This window comes from Armatimonadota bacterium (assembly GCA_031459765.1).
In the GTDB taxonomy this organism is placed as follows: Bacteria; Sysuimicrobiota; Sysuimicrobiia; order Sysuimicrobiales; family Kaftiobacteriaceae; genus Kaftiobacterium; species Kaftiobacterium secundum.
This window is the reverse complement of the sequence record JAVKHY010000013.1, coordinates 1-18307: the sequence shown is the minus strand read 5'-3', so window position 1 is coordinate 18307 and position 18307 is coordinate 1. Positions and strand designations below refer to the sequence as shown.

Annotated in this window: 14 protein-coding genes and 2 tRNA genes; 8 read left to right on the top strand and 8 right to left on the bottom strand. The window is 70.3% G+C overall.

Features of this window, described 5'->3' with window-relative positions:
• Nucleotide 1: 1 nt before the first annotated feature.
• From QN141_12160 to QN141_12150, 3 genes are all read right to left on the bottom strand, one after another.
• On the bottom strand, nucleotides 2-1363 hold the full coding sequence (locus tag QN141_12160) for an HD domain-containing protein (protein ID MDR7559229.1): 1362 nt from the start codon (nucleotides 1361-1363) through the stop codon (nucleotides 2-4).
• A complete protein-coding gene (locus QN141_12155; protein MDR7559228.1) occupies nucleotides 1360-3420 on the bottom strand; it encodes a HEAT repeat domain-containing protein in 2061 nt (686 codons plus the stop codon). Before QN141_12155 ends, QN141_12160 begins: the two co-directional genes overlap by 4 nt.
• Nucleotides 3421-3497: 77 nt before the next feature.
• The gene (locus QN141_12150) at nucleotides 3498-4307 is read right to left on the bottom strand and encodes a dihydrofolate reductase family protein (protein MDR7559227.1); all 810 of its coding nucleotides are present in this window, start codon (nucleotides 4305-4307) and stop codon (nucleotides 3498-3500) included.
• A gap of 102 nt (nucleotides 4308-4409) precedes the next feature.
• Here QN141_12150 and QN141_12145 point away from each other — a divergent pair.
• The 3 genes from QN141_12145 (at nucleotide 4410) to QN141_12135 (ending at nucleotide 5482) form a co-directional block, all read left to right on the top strand.
• A tRNA-Asp gene (locus QN141_12145) sits at nucleotides 4410-4488 on the top strand.
• 7 nt (nucleotides 4489-4495) lie between these two features.
• Nucleotides 4496-4571, top strand: a tRNA-Phe gene (locus QN141_12140).
• A 23-nt stretch (nucleotides 4572-4594) separates the two neighbouring features.
• On the top strand, nucleotides 4595-5482 hold the full coding sequence (locus QN141_12135) for a DMT family transporter (protein ID MDR7559226.1): 888 nt from the start codon (nucleotides 4595-4597) through the stop codon (nucleotides 5480-5482).
• A 33-nt stretch (nucleotides 5483-5515) separates the two neighbouring features.
• Here QN141_12135 and tdh read toward each other — a convergent pair whose 3' ends face one another.
• Nucleotides 5516-6544 (bottom strand): L-threonine 3-dehydrogenase, encoded by a 1029-nt coding sequence (gene tdh / locus QN141_12130; protein ID MDR7559225.1) that lies wholly within the window; start codon nucleotides 6542-6544, stop codon nucleotides 5516-5518.
• A 416-nt stretch (nucleotides 6545-6960) separates the two neighbouring features.
• On the opposite strand from tdh, the gene iolN reads away from it, so the two are divergent.
• From iolN to QN141_12110, 4 genes are all read left to right on the top strand, one after another.
• Entirely contained in the window at nucleotides 6961-8070 is a 1110-nt protein-coding gene (gene iolN, locus QN141_12125; GenBank protein MDR7559224.1) for a 3-dehydro-scyllo-inosose hydrolase, read from the top strand.
• Nucleotides 8071-8214: 144 nt separating this feature from the next.
• On the top strand, nucleotides 8215-8712 hold the full coding sequence (locus QN141_12120; protein ID MDR7559223.1) for a prepilin-type N-terminal cleavage/methylation domain-containing protein: 498 nt from the start codon (nucleotides 8215-8217) through the stop codon (nucleotides 8710-8712).
• 12 nt (nucleotides 8713-8724) lie between these two features.
• Complete coding sequence (locus QN141_12115; protein MDR7559222.1) at nucleotides 8725-10911, top strand: HD domain-containing phosphohydrolase; 2187 nt, start codon at nucleotides 8725-8727, stop codon at nucleotides 10909-10911.
• The gene (locus tag QN141_12110) at nucleotides 10908-11270 is read left to right on the top strand and encodes a hypothetical protein (protein ID MDR7559221.1); all 363 of its coding nucleotides are present in this window, start codon (nucleotides 10908-10910) and stop codon (nucleotides 11268-11270) included. The genes QN141_12115 and QN141_12110 overlap by 4 nt, the downstream gene beginning before the upstream one ends.
• A gap of 4 nt (nucleotides 11271-11274) precedes the next feature.
• On the opposite strand, the gene QN141_12105 is transcribed toward QN141_12110, so the two are convergent.
• From QN141_12105 to QN141_12090, 4 genes are all read right to left on the bottom strand, one after another.
• The gene (locus tag QN141_12105; protein MDR7559220.1) at nucleotides 11275-12150 is read right to left on the bottom strand and encodes an ABC transporter permease; all 876 of its coding nucleotides are present in this window, start codon (nucleotides 12148-12150) and stop codon (nucleotides 11275-11277) included.
• 6 nt (nucleotides 12151-12156) lie between these two features.
• A complete protein-coding gene (locus QN141_12100) occupies nucleotides 12157-13296 on the bottom strand; it encodes an ABC transporter permease (GenBank protein ID MDR7559219.1) in 1140 nt (379 codons plus the stop codon).
• Nucleotides 13293-14828: an ABC transporter ATP-binding protein gene (locus QN141_12095; protein ID MDR7559218.1), complete on the bottom strand. Its 1536-nt coding sequence runs from the start codon at nucleotides 14826-14828 to the stop codon at nucleotides 13293-13295. Before QN141_12095 ends, QN141_12100 begins: the two co-directional genes overlap by 4 nt.
• 120 nt (nucleotides 14829-14948) lie before the next feature.
• Nucleotides 14949-16214: a BMP family ABC transporter substrate-binding protein gene (locus QN141_12090; GenBank protein ID MDR7559217.1), complete on the bottom strand. Its 1266-nt coding sequence runs from the start codon at nucleotides 16212-16214 to the stop codon at nucleotides 14949-14951.
• 167 nt (nucleotides 16215-16381) lie between these two features.
• Here QN141_12090 and QN141_12085 point away from each other — a divergent pair.
• The coding region (locus QN141_12085) for a hypothetical protein (GenBank protein MDR7559216.1) at nucleotides 16382-18307 on the top strand (1926 nt) is incomplete at its 3' end.

Here is an 18307-nt window from a genome sequence, read left to right as displayed (position 1 = left end):
TTTAGCCCGCGGCCTGCCGGTGCAGCGCGGCCAGGTCCACCCCGACGTCTTCGGGATCGACGCCAGCCGTGATCCACCGGGAGGGATCGGCGGCGAGATCGACGACCTCCTCCAGGGTTCCGTCCCGCAGCAGCCGGACCAGCGGCCGGTCCACGAACTGCTCGGAGGGGCGCATCACGACGGCCAGCCGCCCCGTGTTGAGCTCCACCAGACTGCCCACGGGGTAGATCCCCATCATCTTCAGGAACACCTTGCCGGCCACGGGATCGAAGATCGTGCCCAGCCCCGCGGCGATCCACTTCATCCCCAGTTCCGGCCGCAGCGGCCGGCCCGCGCAGCGCCGCGCGCAGGTCACCGTATCGTAGGCGTCGGCGACGGCCACGAGGCGGGTGAAGATATTGGGATGCGCTTTGCCCGGCAGCGTCGGATACCCGGTGAGATCGTAGTGGGCGTGGTGTTCGAAGGCCACCACCGCGGCCAGACGGCCGAGGCCTTCCATATCCCGCAGGATGCTGGCGCCGTGGACGGGATGGCGCTGGAGGACGGCCCGTTCCTCGTCCGTCATTGGCGCGGCGCGACTGAGCAGATGCTGCGGCACCCGCACTTTTCCGATGTCGTGGAGCAGCGCACTCATTCCCAACGCCATCAGCGCCTCGTGCTGCAGGCCCAGCTGCAACCCCAGCAGCAGCGAGAGGATGGAGACGTTCACCGCGTGGTAGCTGCTGGTCTCGTCGTAGTCCCGGTTTGCCGTCAGGCCGAGCAGGGTGAACCGGTTGTCCCGGACGACCTCGATGGCCGCGGACAGGAAGATCCGGGCCTTGTTCATATCCAGGGGCGCCCGCCGCGCGGCCTGCGCCCGCAGGACCTGCACGACGGTATGGCCGGCATCGTAGGCGTTGCCTGGATCGACCTCGATCTCCGCCTCGTGGGGCCGGGCGGCGCGCGGCGGCTCGATCCCCAGATGGGTCGCCCCTTTCGCCTGCAGAAGGGCGGCCGGACCGCCGGCGGCCCGCACGGCTTGGGGCGAGGTCGTGAGCACCTCGACGAAGCCGGCGAGCTCGGAAGCGGGGACGCCCCGGCGGAACTGGAATAGACCGATCTCGCGCTCCAGACAGGCCGTCAGCAACCCGGCGTTGCGCAGGCTCTCCTCGGGCAGCATGACGTTGTCCAGGAAGAAAGTATCCTCGTGGATCTGGAAGGTGACGGCTTCCCGGTCGCGCAGCAGCAGGTCCACCACCTGCACCAGGTCGTCCATCGACCGGCGCACCAGGGGATGGTCGGTCGGATACATCGCGCGGTGTTTGCTGGCCGCGGCCAGGTAGCGCAGCAGCGTGGCCGTCACCGACGGCTTGCGGGTCATCATGAGGCCGCCCTCCGCGGCGCGGCCGTCGTCGGAAGCTGCATCCGTTCCAGCGCCGCCACCGCCGCCCGCACGTGACGGGCCACGGTGCGATCCGCGGCCCGCAGTCTGAAAGGCGAGCCGTGCCTGCGCAGCTGGGGGATGGCCTCGACGGCCCGGCCGCGGACGAGCGCTTCGCACACGGCCCGGCGGACTTCGGGGGCGCGGGCCAGCTCGGGGGCGGCCAGCATCGCCACCAGGTCCTTGGTCATCCGCCGCACGGTGTCCGGAGTGAGCTGGCCGATGCAGTGCCGGCGGACCTCCGGATCGGGGTCGCGCAGGAAGGCGACCAGGGTGTCCTGCGCCTGGGGGAGTTGCGAAGTCCGCAGCGCGTCCATGGCCTCCCGCCGCACGGCGACGGCGGGGTGGGCGGCGGCCGCGCGCAGCGCGCGGACCGCCGCGGCGGTCCGCATCTGCCCCAGGGCCTGGACGATGGGCCGGACCAGCTCCGGATTGGGGTCGTTCAGGCGCGCGGCCAGCGGTTCGACGGCGGCATCACCGAGCCGGGCGGCCAGGGCGATCAACACCTGTCGCCGCGCCGGGTCGTGCTCCTGCGGGAGCAGATGCACCAGGGCGGCCGCCGCCGGGCGGGCCGCCAAGCGCAGGTTCACCAGCAGGGGATGGTCGTCCGCCCAGGTCCACACCTCCCGGACGGCCAGCGCTTGGGCCAGGCGGGAGAGCAGCGACCTCAGAGCGGCGCGGCCCGCCTCCGCCGCGGCGCCCGCCTCCGCCGCCAGACCGCCCAATCCGCGCAGCGCCAGCGCGGCGAGTTCCCCCTGGCCTGCGCCGGGCTGGCGCATCGCGGTGGCGACGATGAGGTCGAGCGCTGCCTGGCGTTCCGCGGAATCTTCCTCTGCGGCGGCCAGGTGCAGCAGCATCTGCAGGTGCTCGCGGGCGATCCAGGCCTCATCGGTGCGGGCCTCCCCCGCCAGCGCCTGGACCTCCTCGTCGGTGACGGCCACGTCGTCTGCCGTGATGCGGAAGTCCACCAGATCCTGGGGGAAGTTGCGGATCCAACCGGGAACGGAAATTTCTTCCAGCAGCGCCGGGATGTCGAAGGATCGCCCCGTGCGCTGCGAGATCAGGGCCAGCGTCTCCCGGGCCTTGTCCGGATCGAAGGGCAGCCCCTGGACGATCTGGCCGAGCTGGGGCGGGGGCTCTCCCGCTTCCAGGCAGGGGATGACCATGCGGGCGATCTGCTCGGAGGTCATCGCCGCCAGCAGCGCCCGCGCCGACATGTCTTCGGCCGCCGCGCCCAGGATCGTCCTGGGCACCGCGCCGTCGGTGGGATCCTCCAGGTCCGCCACGGCCGTGGCCAGGGCCCTGAGCAGATCCTGGGACTCTCCGGGCGGCGTGTCCGCGATCAGCCGGTCCAGGGCCGCCAGGGCCTCGTAGATTCGGCCGGCCAGCGCCTCGCCTGTGGCGTCGGGGAAGGCCTGCTTCGCCCGTTCCACCACCACGCTGACCAGCCGGGCCGCCTGGTCCGGACCGGCCCGCAGCAGACCCAACAGCATCGCCTGATCGGAGGGACTGAGCCGTCCCGCGATGAGGTCCTGGAGGAGCTGCGGGGTGATCTGGGCGACGTCCTCTTCGCCGGGCCGCAGCTCGACGACGCGCACATGGCTGATGTGGCGCGCCGCCAGCAGGGGGACGAACCCGCCGGCGGCGAGGACCTCCTCCCGGTCGAGGGTGACGACCTCCAGCAGCCGTTCCACTTCGTCCTCGGTGAGCCCGGGGGTGATGATCAGCTGCCAGATGCCCATGGCGTAGAGGTGCAGCGCCAGGTTGTGCACCGACTCGCCGCCGTCGAAGGGCTGGCCCTCAACGATCAATCCGTCGCGATGGGTCTCCAGGACGAAACTGCCGAACCGCTCGTGGTAGCCGGCCACGCCGGCGACGAAGGCCGAGACGGTCTGGGTGCGGAGGGCGTGGCCCGGCCCGTAGAGCCGGCGGGACTTCACCGCCGCGTTGAGGCGCCGCACAACGCCGCCCGCTGCCTGGAGACGCGCTGCCGTGGTCATGGCCCATCCTGATGGTATGCCCGTTTCTTCCATGGAAATGCCCGCAGGATTCCACGACTGCTCGGTTTCCGCGGCCGTCAGGGAGGGGACAGGCGGAGTCGGAAGTACATCTCCCGCGGGCCGGCGCCGTCCACGAACAGCAGGATCTGCACCGGGATGAGCCTGCGGGAAGGTACCGGCGCGCCGAAGATGCGGGGCCGGCCGGTCTCCCCGCCCAGGCGCAGGGCCACCGTGACGAACAGTTCGTCGATCAGGCCGGCGCGGTCCAGGGCCGCGTTGAGGGTGGGACCCCCCTCGCAGAGGACCCTGTGGACCCCGCGGGCCTGCAGCCACCGCAGCAGCGCCGTCAGGTCCACCTCCCCGTGGGCTCCGGCCGGCAGGATCTCCACCGCCACCCCCAGCTCCCGCAGGCGCCTGAGGGCCGCCTCGGAGGCGCGGGATGTCGTCGCCACGATCCGGTCGAAGTCCGTCCGCCGGAAGAACTGCTTCGACCGCAGGACCTCATCGCCGAACCGGGCGGTGGCGGAGACGACGACGGTCGGCGGGTTGGGCGGCCGGCCCTCGCGGCGCCGCCGCTCCTGCAGGTGGGGGTGCGTCGTGACGATCACGTCGTCGAGGCGCAGCGTCCCGGCGCCGTAGAGGACGGCGTCGGCGTGCACCCGGAGCTGGCGCAGCAGGAAGTGGTCCACCGCGCTGCCGATGGTGTAGGCGCGTCCCTGGAGCACCGCCTGTCCGTCGAAGGTCTGCACCATGTTGCCATAGACGAAGGGCCGCTCCACGACGTCTGGGAAATCGAGATCGAGGTACACGTCCCCCAGGGCGACTTCGTCCGGAGCGTGGCCGCGGGCATCGTAGACGACGCGCAATGTGGCCGGGAGGTCGGGCATCGCTGTGCTTCTATTCGCCGTGTCCCGAAAACGCCTGCCGCCTTTGCGTTGACCCGCCGTGCGCGGCGACGGTATAATGCCCTGGGCGGGAGCCGTCCATCCGGGGGCGTGGTGTAGCCTGGTTCAACACACCTGCCTGTCACGCAGGAGATCGCGGGTTCAAATCCCGTCGCTCCCGCCAACAGCGTGCCGGGGTAGCTCAGCTGGTAGAGCGCGGGCCTGAAGAGCCCGGCGTCGGCGGTTCAAGTCCGTCCCCCGGCACCAGTGTCCTGTCCATGAGCACGGTGATGAGAGGGGAACTGCTGGCGCTTCTGGCCGCCCTGGCCTTTGCCCTGAGCATTGTCTATTCCCGGCGGTTCATGGTTCCCGGCCACTCCGCCGGCGGCCCGGTGGCTCCTGAAGTCGGGGTCTTCGTCAGCATGCTCTCCAACGTCGTGGTCTTCGGCGGTCTGGCCGTCTGGGAGATCGCCAGGGGCAGCCATCGCCTGCTCACCGCGCACGCCGTGGTGTTCTTCGTCCTGGGCGGCGTCGCCGGGACTTTTATCGGGCGGAACCTGGCCTATCAGAGTGTGCTGCGGATCGGACCCTCGCGGTCCACGGCGATCCGGCTGTCCAACACGCTGTTCGCCGTGCTGGTCGGCCTGGTGTTTCTGCGGGAACTGCCGCGGGCCCTCCAGCTGGCCGGAGCGGCCCTGGTCACCGCCGGGCTGTGGCTGGTGGTGAGCCGGGAGCGGCAGCAACAATCCCGCGTCGACGGCCTGGGCGTCCTGGCCGCGCTGGCCTCGGCGGTCGCCTTTGCCGTGGGCGATTCACTGAGGCGCGCCGGGCTCAGCCTTACGCCCTCGCCGGTACTCGGGGCGGCCATCGGCGCCTCCGTGGCCTTTCTCGGGCAGGCCACCTGGCTCTCGGTACGGATGCCGCGCTTCCCCCGTCGGGAGCTGGGGAATCGTGACGTGCTGATCAGCGCGCTGAGCAACACCGCCGCCATCCTGCTGCTGTTCATGGCGCTGCAGCGGAGCCCCGTGGCCAACGTCTCCGCGCTCTACAACCTCCAGGTGCTGCTCGTCATCTTCCTCAGCCGTCGGCTCCTGCCCGTGGATGAGGAGATCGGGGTGCGCGTCGCCGTGGGCAGCGTGACCTCGCTGCTGGGCAGCCTGGCCATCCTCTTCGGGTAGCGCCACCCCGCAGGCATCCACCGCGGCGGGCCCTCAGGGCACCAGGACGACCTTGCCGCACTGCCCCGAGGCCATCAACTCAAAGGCCTCTTCGAACCGGTCCAGCGGGAAGCGGTGAGTCACCAGTGGGGTCAGGTCGAAGGCACGGGCCCGCAGCAGCCCGCGGGCCTGGTACCAGGTCTCCCACAGCCGCCGGCCGACGATGCCGTGCACGGTGATGCCCTTGAAGATGACCAGGGTGTCGAGATCGAGTTCCACCGGCCGCCCCGGCAGGCCGAGGAGCGCCGCTTCGCCCCCGGGCTTGAGGAGCTCCAGGCCCTCCCGCAGCGCTGAGGGCGCCCCGGACATCTCCAGCAACACATCGACGCCTTCGCCCTCGGTGAGGTCCAGGACGGTCTGGACCACGTTGGACTCCGTGGGGTTGCAGACGGCGTCGGCCCCCATGGTCCGGGCCAGGTCGAGCCGGTAGGGGCTGACGTCGGTGGCATAAACGGCCCGCGCGCCGATGGCCTTGGCCACGGCGATGGCCATCACGCCCACGGGGCCGCAGCCGGTGACCAGCACCTTCCTGGCGCGGAGGTCCACCTGGAACGCCGTGTGCACCGCGTTGCCGAAGTTCTCCTGCAGCGCGGCGATCTCCGCCGGCATCTCCGGCGGGTTCGGCCAGGCGTTGATGGCGGGGATCGTCACGTATTCGGCGAAGCCGCCGTCGCGGTCCACGCCCAGGATGCGCGTGTTGCGGCAGAGGTGGCCCCGCCCGGTCCGGCACAGGTCGCAGACGCCGCAGACGACATGGCTCTCCGCCGAGACCAGCGTTCCGGTATCGATCCCGGTCACGTCGCTGCCGACCGCCGCGACCTCGCCGCAGACCTCGTGTCCCACGATCACGGGCGGACGGATGCGGCGCTGCGCCCACGGATCCCAGCGCCAGATATGCAGGTCCGTGCCGCAGATGGAAGCCGCCCGGACGCGGATCAGGACCTCGTCGCGCCCGGGCTCGGGGACAGGATGTTCTTCCAGGTCCAGTCCGGGCCCGGGCCGGGCCTTCACGACGGCGCGCATGGTCTCAGTGACGGCTCCCCCGTGCCCGGGATCCCTCGGCACTCACGCGGTCGTCTGCCGGGCTTCCCCCACGGGGCGCGAGATCCGACGGACGGGCCAGGATGGCGCTCAACGGGAACCCGCAGGTGGGGCAGCCGGCCCCGGCGGTGGGGGCAAAGATACGACCGCAGCGCGGGCAGATGGCCAGGAGCTGCTCCCGGCCCGGCGCCGCCCCCGAGGCGAGATCGGAATGGGTCATGACAGCCACCTCCGCTACCAGTGTACGCGAGGGGTCCGAGGAGAACCATCAGGTTTGTCGCCGATCCGGGGCGTCGGGCGCGGCGGTGAGGCCGGATCATCCGGCGCGCGCCCGATGACGGAGTCCGGCCTGGCAACGTGATAATGGGGGAGAGGAATCCGGTTGGAGGAGGTTTGCCATGAGCCAGGCACCGACAGGAGGGTCACGCCGGCCTGCTCCGGATCTCTGGTTCGAAGACACCGCGGTGGGCCGGCTGAAGCGGGCGATCTGGGAGGCCAGCGACGAGGAGATCGACGCCATTCTCGCCGACTACGGCGTGCCCTCCCCGTGCGAGTGGGCCACACCCGGCGCGTACATCCAGACCACGATCCGGCACCAGTTGGAGGCCAACCGCCGCAAGAACGACATCGTGCTCATCCCGGTCGGATCCACCGAGAACCACGGTCAGGCCATGGTCAGCGCGGTGGATACGCTGTATGCCAGCATGATCTGCGAGGGGGTGCGACGGTACACGGCGAAACGCGGCGCTCCCGTCAACCTGGCCCTGCCCCCGCTGATGTACGGGGCGCATCCCTACCACCACCTGGGGATGCCCGGGACCGTCATCCTGCGGGACGAGGTGGCAAAGGAAGTGATGATCGATGTGATGCTGGGGCTGTGGAACGACGGCTTCCGCAAACAGATCATCGTCAACAACCACGGGCAGCTGTGGGTTCTGGAGGGCGCGGTGCAGGAGTTCTGCCGGCGGTACCGGCTGCCCGGAGTGTTCCGGGTGGTGGACTGGCACCGGGCGGTGCGGGAATTCTTCCGCCCCCGGGAGCAGGGCGGCGTCTTCGACACGCCCTTTGTCCACGCCGATGAGGCGGAGACCTCGCTGTCGCTGTTCCTCTACCCGGAGATGGTGGACATGGCCTACGCCGTGGATACCGAGCCGGTGGCCCTCCTGCCGGGCGGACACTTCGACACTGCGGTGGACGCCTACCGCCGTCCCCACCGGTGGAGCGAGGGCGAGGGGCACGCCGCGATCGAGATCAAAGGGACGCCCCAGGGCGTCGTGGGGCGGGCCACCAGGGGCGAGGCGTGGAAGGCCAAGCGGCCCCTGGCCGCGATCCTCCGCTACCTGACGCTGGTGCACGATGAGATCCTGGAGCGGTACCCGCCCGGGACGGTGCCGCCGCCCGAGCTGATCTCCCTGCGCGATCCCACGGAGCTGGAGCCCTACCTGAAAGAGCCGTTGAGCCCGGGCTGGAAGTCGGTGTACGAGCTGCCCATGCTCGGGCAGCGGTAGTCGGGGGGCGCCCGGTTTGCGGCACCGATCTTGCTCCAGGAGCCTGGGGAGGAGTGGCTCTGCACTTTTCCCGTGCGCCGGAAGGTGGAGGCAGGACGATCGTCTCGGTGCGCCGGGCCACGCCGGGAAGACGAGGATTCATCGATGCCCGACGAGGTCGAGCTCCGCCGCGCGTCCCCGGACTCGGGGTGTCCCGGGCCGCGACATCACGGGTTCACCCTGATCGAGCTCGTCGTCGCCGCCGCCATCGTCCTGACCGTCGCCGCCATCCTCGTCCCCAATCTCCGCTCCGCTCTGGAGGCGGCCCGGATCGCCCGCGCCGTCGCCGACATCCGCACCCTGGAGTCCGAGATCGGCGCCTACGAGCTCGCCACCGGTTCGCTGCCGCGCACGCTCGCCGACCTCGGGAGAAGCTCCCGTGATCCCTGGGGTGCGCCCTATCAGTACCTGAACTTCGCGGAGGTCAAGGGCAAAGGGCAGATGCGGAAGGACCGTTTCCTGGTGCCGCTCAACACGGCCTACGACCTCTACAGCGTGGGCAAGGACGGGAAGAGCGCTCCGGCCCTGACGGCCGGCGTCAGTCAGGACGACATCATCCGCGCCAACGACGGCGCCTATGTGGGCCTGGCGTCCCAGTACTGAGGGAAGACGGGGATGAGATTCGACCCGACCTCTCTGCGCAGCCGCGTCGCCGGTCGGATCTTCTCCCTGTTCATCCTGTGCGCGCTGTTGCCTCTCGGTGCGCTGGCCGTCCTCGCCTTCCACCACGTCAGCGGGCAGCTGACGGCCCACGGCGAGCAGCAACTCCGCCAGGTCAGCAAGGCGCAGGGCATGAGCATCTTCGAGCGACTGTCCTTCCTCGACGCCGAACTGCGGCTGATCGCGGCCATGCTGGACGGCGTGGCCGCCTTTCCGACCGGGCCGTCGGCCGCCCTGCAGGCGGACCTGGAGGAGCGGTTCGCAGGTGTGGACCTCGTCGCCGCCGACGGTCGGCGGCGGCCCCTCCGGGGACGGATCCAGACTCCGCGGCCGCTGACGGCCCAGGAATACCGACACCTGCAGACCGGGAGGAGCGTGATTTCAACGGCACCCTGCGGGCAGACCGCCCCCTGCGTCTTCATGAGCCGGAACGTCGACCCGGCGCGTCCGGAGCGGGGCATGCTGGTCGGCCAGATCAGGCCGGCCTACCTGTGGGAGGTCGACGGGCTTCCCGCCTTTGTCGATCTCTGTGTCCTCGATCAGGCGAACCGGGTGCTGTTCTGTTCCTCCGACCCGCCCCCCGTGCTGCCGCAGGAGGCGCTGGAGGCGGTGCGCCGCTCCACGGCGGGGCGCTTCCGGTGGGTGCGCGACGACGGGGAGTACCTGGCCGACTACTGGACCGTCTACCTCAGGCCCGCGTTTTTCACGCCGCGGTGGGTCGTGGTCGTGAGCCAGGCCCGCAGCGACGTGCTGGCGCCCCTGGCGAACTTCCGGCGGCTCTTCCTGCTCATCACCTTCCTGGCGCTGTGGGTTGTGGTGCTGCTCAGCCTGACCCAGATCAGGCGGAACCTGGTGCCGCTGGAGAAGCTGCGCGAGGCGACGCGACGGATCGCCAACCAGGACTTCCAGACCCGCGTCACCGTCACCAGCGGCGACGAGTTCCAGGAGCTGGCTGCCTCCCTGAATGTGATGACCGCCCGGTTGGGCCGGCAGTTCGCCTCTCTAAAGGCGATCAATGAGATCGACCGGGCGATTCTCTCCTCGTGGGAACCCTCGCGCATCGTGGAAGCGGTGCTGGTCTACCTGCGCGACCTCCTTCCCCACGACGGCGTCAGCATCAGCCTGCTGCAGGGTGCCCCGCCGGTCGGGGCGACCACGTATCTCCGTACGGCCGTCGACGGCGAGGTCCGCCTGGAGATCCTCCTGGCCCCCGGCGATCTGCGGGATCTGTTCGACCATCCCGAGGTCTGGATCCCCGACGGGCGGGAGGTCCTGCCGCCCTACCTCGCGCCGCTGGCCGCCCGCGGGATGCGTTCCTTTCTCGTCGCGCCCATCTTCCTGGACGGGGCGGCCGCCGCGGTCATCAGCCTGGGGCACCCCGTCCCGGTCCATTCCGAAGAAGACGTGCGGCTGGTCCGGCAGGTCGCGGACCAGGTGGCGGTGGCGCTCTCCAACGCCCGCCTGGTCGCGGAACTCCGCCAGCTGCATTGGGGTACCTTGACCGCCCTGGCTCGCGCCATCGACGCCAAGTCGCCGTGGACTTCGGGTCACTCCGAGCGTGTCACCGACCTGGCCACGGCCATCGCTCGGACGATGGGCCTGTCGGCGGCGGAGCTGGAGATCCTCCGTCGCGGCGGGCTGCTCCACGATATCGGCAAGATCGGCACCCCCGGGGACATTCTGGACAAGCCCGGGAAGCTGACGGAAGAAGAGCAGCGGGAGGTTCAGGCGCACGTCGCCATCGGAGCGCGCATCCTGGAGCCGATCCCCGGGTTCGAGGCGTGCCTGCCCATCGTCCGCCAGCACCACGAATGGTTCGACGGATCAGGCTATCCTGAAGGCCTCAAGGGGGAGGCGATCAGCCTGCACGCCCGCGTGCTGGCTGTGGCCGATACCTATGACGCGCTGGTTTCCAGCCGACCGTACCGGCGCGGTCTGCATCCCGAGCAGGCCGTGGAGGTCATCAGGAAGGGCGCCGGAACACAGTTCGACCCGCGGGTGGTCGAGGCGTTTCTCCAGGTGGTGGCCGGGGACCCGGCGCGTTGGTCCGGCCAGCGGGCGGCACGGCGTTCCGCGCGGGATGCCGGGACGGCAGGTCTCCTTCCGGTGGGGGCGCAGCCGGCGCCCGGGGAGTCCCGATGAGCAGGGTGACGGCGGCCGTGGCCGTCGTCCTGGTGGCGCTGACGGCCGGGTGCGGGACGCGGCGCTCCTCCACGGTGCCCGAGGAGCTGGTCGGGGTGTGGCGGACGCCGACGCCGCCTTACGCCGACCGGTATTTCGAGCTGCGGCCCGACGCCATCGTCTTCGGAACCGGGGAGGGCGGCTCTTCGTCGCACCCGATCGACAGGGTCGAATCGCGCCGTCAGGGACCCCTGACGCTGTACACCGTCTTCTACCGGGACGGTGAGCAGCGGTATCGCTGGGCGTTCCTCTACGACCCGGTGGGCAGATCCATCCGGATGAAGAACCGCGTGGGCATCGTGTGGTCGAAGAGCAGGTGAGGGGTTAGCCCTTGACGTAGGGTCGCCCCAGCGCTTCGGGGCGGGCCAGCCCCCAGCGGGTGCGGAACCAGGACGTGGAGATGACGACCAGGATCGGGATGGTGATGGCGAAGGGCACCGTGCGCCAGATGTAGCGGGAGAGGACGCCCGGCAGCACCAGTTCCGGGCTCAGGGAGAGCTGCCACATGAGGCCGAACAGCGTGGCGCCGGCCAGCAGAATCCACGGATTCCACATCGAGAAGAAGACCAGCGCCAGGCTGACGAATCCCCAGCCCATCAGGAAGTTGTAGGTCCAGACCGGGTTGTAGGACAGGGTGTAGGTGGCCCCGGACAACCCCGCCAGCGCGCCCCCCACCGTCACGCACAGGTAGCGGATGGCCGCGACGTTCACGCCGGACGCCTCCGCCGCCGCCGGATTCTCCCCCGCGGAGCGGACGGCCAGCCCCAGGCTCGTCCGGAAGAGCAGCACCCAGCCGGCGGCGATCAGGAGCACGCCCAGGGGGAAGAACGGCGACAGGCCGGCCACCGCGGGGATGCGCGGCAGCCCCAGCGGTCCGGTGTATCGGCTGCCGAGAAAGGTGGTCAGCCCGAAACTCAGGATCCACAGCCCCATGCCGCTGACCACCTGGTCGCCGCGCAAACTGATGGAGAAGAAGCCGTGGGCCACGCCGAGCAGGGCCCCGACGGCCAGCCCTGCGGCAAAGCCCAGCGGATAGCTGCCCGTGGTCTGCGCCGTGATGAACGCCGCGGTGCCGCCGAAGAGCATGACGCCCTCGAGCCCCACATTGAGGACGCCCGAGCGCTGGTCGATGAGCTCGCCCAGGCCCGCGAAGAGGAAGATCGTCGAGGCCTCCAGGCTCCGGGCCAGCAGCTCCCACATCGGCCCTCAGGCCTCCGGAATCCGCGGCGCCACGGCCGCCGCCGCGCCGGCCGGAAGGCGCCGCCAGGACAGACGGAAGTTGTACACGACCTGCGAGCCCACGAAGGTCATCATGAGGAGACCCAGCAGCGCATAGTCCACGCCGAAGGGCAGGTGCAGCGCCCCCTGAGCGAACCGGGCGCCCAGCGACAGGCCGGCGAACAGCACCGCGATGGGGACGGCGGCCAGCGACGACCCGCGCGCGATCAACGCCGAGATGATGCCGTAGAAGGCCAGGTCCCCGTAGAAGCCGTAGTTCCCCGGGATCTTGTAGAGGCCCGGCAGGGCGGCGAAGTAGTGGTACCCGGCCACGCCGGCGAAGGCGCCGCCCAGCACGAAGACCGTCAGCGACAGGGCCACAGGGAGGATGCCGCCGTACCGTGCCGCCGCCGGATTCTCGCCCAGGGCCCGGATGCGGTAGCCCAGCGCCGTCTTCGCGAACAGCAGGTCCAGGCAGACCGCGGCGCCCAGCGCCAGCAGCGCCGTGAAGGGGAGGCCGCCGAGGAGGGGCGCGTACAGGGCGGGCGGCAGGCTGAAACTCTCCCCCTCGGCCGTCGCCCCCATGAGCGGGCCTCCCTCCTTGATCATGTAGGAGACCAGCCAGAAGAAGATCGAGTTCAGCATCATGGTGACCAGGATCTCGTTCACCTGCAGCCGGGCCCGCAGAATGCCGGAGAATCCGCCCAGCACCGCCCCGGCGACGGCGGCGGCGACCACCATGATGCCGATGACGAGGGCGGGCGGCAGCGCGGGAGGGCGGCCCGGCGACAGGAGGAGGGGGACGGCGAAGGCCGCCAGCGCTCCGGCGAAGACCTGGCCGGGCAGGCCGATGTTCCACAGCCCCGCCCGCAGCGGCACGAGGAAGGCATAGGTGCAGAACAGGAGGTAGACCGCACGCTGCAGGGTGGCCAGCAGGCCGGAGAGGTTGAAGAAGGCGTAGGAGAAGAGGACCCGGTACCCCGAGACGACGCCGCCTTCGGCCGACATGAAGAGGACGCTGCTCAGCGCCAGGGCCAGGACGATGGCCAGGACGGCGGTGAGGACGGCGGAGATCGCCGACAGCTGCGCCCGGGGTTCGAGCAGCAGTTCAAACCGGCCCAGCCTCACGGCACGCCGGCCTCCTGCATCGACCGCCCCGCCATCATGGCCCCCACGGCCTCCGCGTCGGCCCCGTGGCGGGGGAGCACGGCCATAAGGCGCCCTTCGTAGATCGGCGCCACCCTGTCGCTGAGCGACAGGATTTCGTCCAGGTCCTCCGAGATCAGGAGGACGGCCGCGCCGGCCTCCCTGGCGTCCAGCAGGGCGGAGCGGACGAAGGCGGCGGCCTCCACGTCCAGCCCCTGGGTCGGCAGGTGGGCGATGACCAGTCGGGGGTTGCGGGAGAGCACACGGCCCAGGATGAGCTTCTGAAGATTCCCGCCCGACAGGTGCTGCGCCCTAACGCGCTGGTGCGGCGCCTTCACGCCGAACGTGGCCATGATGCGCCGGGTGAGATGCGTCAGCGCGCTTTCGTCGAGGAGACCGCGGCGCGTGAAGGCCGGGTCGAAGTGGTAGGTCAGGGCGGTATTCTCGACCAGGGAGAAGGCGGCGATGGACGCCACTTCGGTGCGCTCCGCGGGAATGTAGCCGACGCCCAGCCGCCAGCGCTCCAGCGGCGAAGAGTGGGTGACATCTCGGCCGGCCAGGCGCAGGCGTCCCGCGGCCGCCGGGCGCAGGCCGGCCAGGACCTGGGCCAGTTCTTCCTGACCGTTCCCCGTCACGCCCGCCACGCCCAAAATCTCCCCTGCCCGCAGCTCGAAGCTGATCCCGCGCAGCGAAAGCAGTCCCTTGTCGTTGAAGGCGGCGAGGTGTTCCACCTCCAACAGCGGCGGGCCGGCCCCCGGCGACCGGCCTCCCGTGGGTGAGACCACGTCGCGGCCGATCATGTGCTGGATCAGCGTGTCCTCCGTGGCCCGGGAGGTGGGCAGGTGCGCCACCACGCGGCCCGACCTCAGGACCGTGACGCGCCGGCTGGCGGCCATGACGGTGGGGAGTTTGTGGGTGACCAGCAGCACGGTGACTCCCTGATCGCGGACCATGGCCCGCAGCCCGGCCAGCAGCATCTTCACCTCGGGCGGGGTCAGGACCGACGTCGGTTCGTCGAGGATCAGGATCCGCGCCCCGCGGTGCAGGGCCTTGAGGATTTCCACCCACTGCCGCTCGCCTTCGGAGAGCTGCCAGACGCGCGCCCCGAGGTCCACGGCGACGCCGTAGCGGTCGCACAGCGCCTGGACCTCGGCGCGGGCGCGGCGTAGGTTGAGCAGTCCGCGCAGGGCGGGATGTCCGAGCACGATGTTCTCCAGCACGGTGTGCGCGGCCACCAGTCGCCGGGTCTGGTGGACCATCCCGATGCCCCGGGCCAGGGCGTCATGGGGGGAGCGAAAGCGCACCGGGCGTCCCTCGAGGTACAGCACCCCGTCATCCGGCTGGACCAGGCCGAACAGGATGTTCATCAACGTGGTCTTGCCGGCGCCGTTCTGGCCCAGGACGGCGTGGATCTCCCCGGGGTACACCTCGAAGTCCACCCGGTCCAGGGCCAGCACCCCGGGGAAGCGCTTGGTGATCCCTCGGGCGGCGAGGATGGGCTCGGACGCGGTCACAGCATCACACCCCAAAAAGGCTTCTCCGCCCGGGCCCGTTCTCCCGGGCGGAGAAGCCGCAACGGTGCTGGCAGCGCAGACCCATGCCCCGCACGCCGTAACCCAGGTGCGGCGCCGACGCTACTTCAGAATGGTCATCCCCTCGAGGTCGAAGTTGAACTTCCCGAGCAGCCACTGGTCCGTGGGCTTCGTCCCGGCCTTCTTCACCACCGTCCCCTTGGCCGGGATCGGGAGATCTTTGAGCGCCAGGCCGGTGCCGTTGCTGACGAAGGCGTGCTCTTCAAAGGGATCCCAGGTGCCCTTCATCATCTGGTCGCGCCGCTGCCGCACCAGGGTGATGATCGACGCCGGGATGAGCGGGCGGGCCTTGGGGCTGATGGCGTCCACGCCCACCTTCAGGTTGTTCATGATGTCCACGGCGCTCTCCACCGTGCCGTCGGCCAGCGTCATGGTGTCCTTCATGCCGAGGTAGAGGAAGTTGGCCGGGTTCTGCTTGCCGGCCATGAAGTCGCGCACCATGCGGTCGTAAAGGACCTCCCAGCGGGTGTCGAAGGAGACCGCCACCGTGTCGGTGCTGGACCACTTGTAGAACCCCACGGTGTCCATGTCCTTGCCCACGAACCAGATCTTCCGCTCCTGGGCCACGTCCAGCGGCGAGCCGGAGTCCGTCTGCTGGGTGATCACATCCGCCTTGTACTGGGTGACCAGGGTCGTGGCGATCTCCCGCTCTTCGGCCGGCTTGTACCAGTCGCCCACGTACTTCACATAGACGTTCACCTTCTTGTTGAGCGCCTTCGCCCCGTCCTGGACGCCCAGGTAGAAGCCGGCGGTGCGTCGGATGACCTGGATGTTGGGGAAGGCGGAGACGATGCCGATGTTGCCGGTGCGGGTGAGCGCCGCCGCGATCAGCCCTTCCAGGTAGAGCGCCTGATACTGCCGGGGGAAGAACCGGATGAAGTTCCGTTTGGTGCTGATGTCGCTGGCCACGACCGAAGCGAAGTAGACGTTGGGGTACTTGTCGGCAATGTCCCGGAGCGGCAGCCCCATGAACTCCGCGTTGCCCACCACGATGTTGGCGCCCTGCCGGATGAGTTCTTCGGCGAAGGGATTGGTGGAGTCCGGCCCCACCTCTTCGCGGTAGACGTACTTCACGTTGGGGTACTTCTGGGCGATGCGCTGGGCGGCGCGGTGATGGGCGCCGGACCAGGTCGTCCCCTTGATCACGCTGAAGTGCAGGATGGCCAGCGTTATCGGTGTGGCCGCTCCCGCCGAAGCCGGCGCCGTCGTCGCGCCTCCGGATCCGGCGAACAGTACCGCGAGCACGAACAGCGCGACGACCATCCGGATCGGAGCGAGCCCCCTCCGCCTGCAACGAGCGCGTTCCATCTTCGCCTCCCCCTCGTTTCCCTGAAGTGGACGCACTGAGTCCCGATCTGCTCAGACCCCGTGGCTGCGCCGCGGTTTTCGACAGGTGCCGCGAGTTTCCTCCTCCCCGCCGCGGAGCGCGGAGGAAGGCGTCGGCGCGGCAGGAAGAGTGCCTGCGGGTCACGGCGATGCGCCTGCGGTCCAGAGTCGGCATCGGGCTCGTCTCGGCGGCGGGCCTGCTGATGGAGATCGCGCTCACCCGGATCTTCTCCATCGTGCAGTGGTACCACTTCGCCTTCCTGGCCGTGGGGATCGGTCTCTTGGGGTACGGGGCCAGCGGCACCCTGCTCACCATTCTCGGGAGGGACCGGGCCGGGGAGACGGTGTCCGCCTGCGCCGCCGGTCTGTTCCCGGCGGCTGTTGCGGCCGCCTACGGCGCGCTGCTCCTCGTGCCCTTCGACGCCTATCGGATCGTCCTGGAGCCGGTGCAGTTTGCCTACCTGGCGGCGCAGCTGGCAGCGATGGTCCTCCCCTTCCTCTGCGCGGGATTGGCTGTCGGCGGGGCGCTGGCGGCCCGGCCGCAGGAGGCCGGGTCGGTCTACGCCGCCTCTCTGGTCGGTTCCGGTGCCGGCTGCCTGCTGGCTGTGGGAATCCTGCAGGTCGCTCCGGCTCCCGCTGCGCTGCTCGCCGCGGCGGGGCTGGGAGCGGCGGGCGCCGGATGCCTGTGGCCGAGACCCTCCCGTCTGGTCCCCGCCGCCGGTGCGCTGACGGCGCTTCTGCTCGCCGCGTCGCTGACGGTGACCCCGCCGCTGCGGCTCTCGCCGTATAAGGCCCTAAGCCAGTACGCCCTCTTCCCCGACGCCCGCATCACCTTCAGCCGGTCGAACGCGGTCTCCAGGGTGGACGTGGTGGCGAGCGGGGCGATCCGTGCCGTCCCGGGCCTCAGCCCCGCCTACCGCGGGCGGGTGCCGCCGACGACGATCCTGACGCTCGACGGCGACGCGCCGCGGCCGCTGCCCGGGATGGCGCAGGCCGCGCTCACCGCATTCATCCCGTCTTCGGCCGTCTATGCCCTGCGCCGCGGACCTACCCTGGTCCTCGACGGCGGGGCGGGATTCGAAATCCTCGGCGCCCTGCGCCACGGGATGCCGGAGGTGGTCGTCGTCGAGTCCAATCCGCTGGTGCTGGAGGCCGCCGTCGGCGCCGCGCCGTCGGTCTTCCGGCATCCGCGGTTGAGGGTGGTGCGCGAAGACGTCCGGGTCTTCCTCCGTCGCGAGAAGGCGCGTTTCGATGTCGTCCATCTGCCCCCGCGCGAGAGTTTCCAGGTCATCGCCTCTGGAGCCTACTCGCTTACCGAGCACTACCTGTATACGGTGGAGGCCTTCCGGGATCTGATCGACCGTCTGACCGCCGACGGCATCCTGGTGGTGACCCGCTGGCTGCAGCAGCCGCCCAGCGAGGAGGTGAAGGTGTGGGCCGCCGCCGCCGTCGCCCTGGAGCAGCTGGGGCTCGCGCCCGCCGCACACCTCGCGGCGGTCCGCTCGCTCCACACGGCAACCCTCTTCCTCGGCCGCCGGCCCTGGACGGCGGCCGAGGTCGCCCGGCTGGCCGCCTTCGCCGCCTCCCGCCGGTTCGATGTGATCTACGCGCCGGGGCTCGGCCCCGAGACCAGCAACCGCTTCAACGTGCTGCCCGTCGACGTCTACCGCGCCGCGTTCACGGCGATGCTGGCCCCTGCGACACGGCGGCAGTACATCGAGGACAGTCCCTTCGACATCGCTCCGGCCACCGACAGCCGGCCGTTCTTCTTCCACTTCTTCCGGCGTCAGCAGGTGCCGGCCATCCTGGCCGGCCTGGGGCGGACGTGGCAGCCCTTCGGCGGAGGGGGCTACCTGGTGATCCTGGGCGCCTTTGCCGTCACGCTCCTCCTCTCGATCCTCCTCGTCCTGTGGCCGCTCCGGCGGTTGGGGACCGTCCCGGCGCGGGCCGGGACGGTCCTGGTCTACTTCCTGCTCCTGGGAGCCGGCTATCTCTTCGTGGAGATCCCGTTGATGCAGCAGGGCATCCTCCTGCTCGGCCATCCCACCTACGCGGTTTCCGTGGTCCTGTTCGGG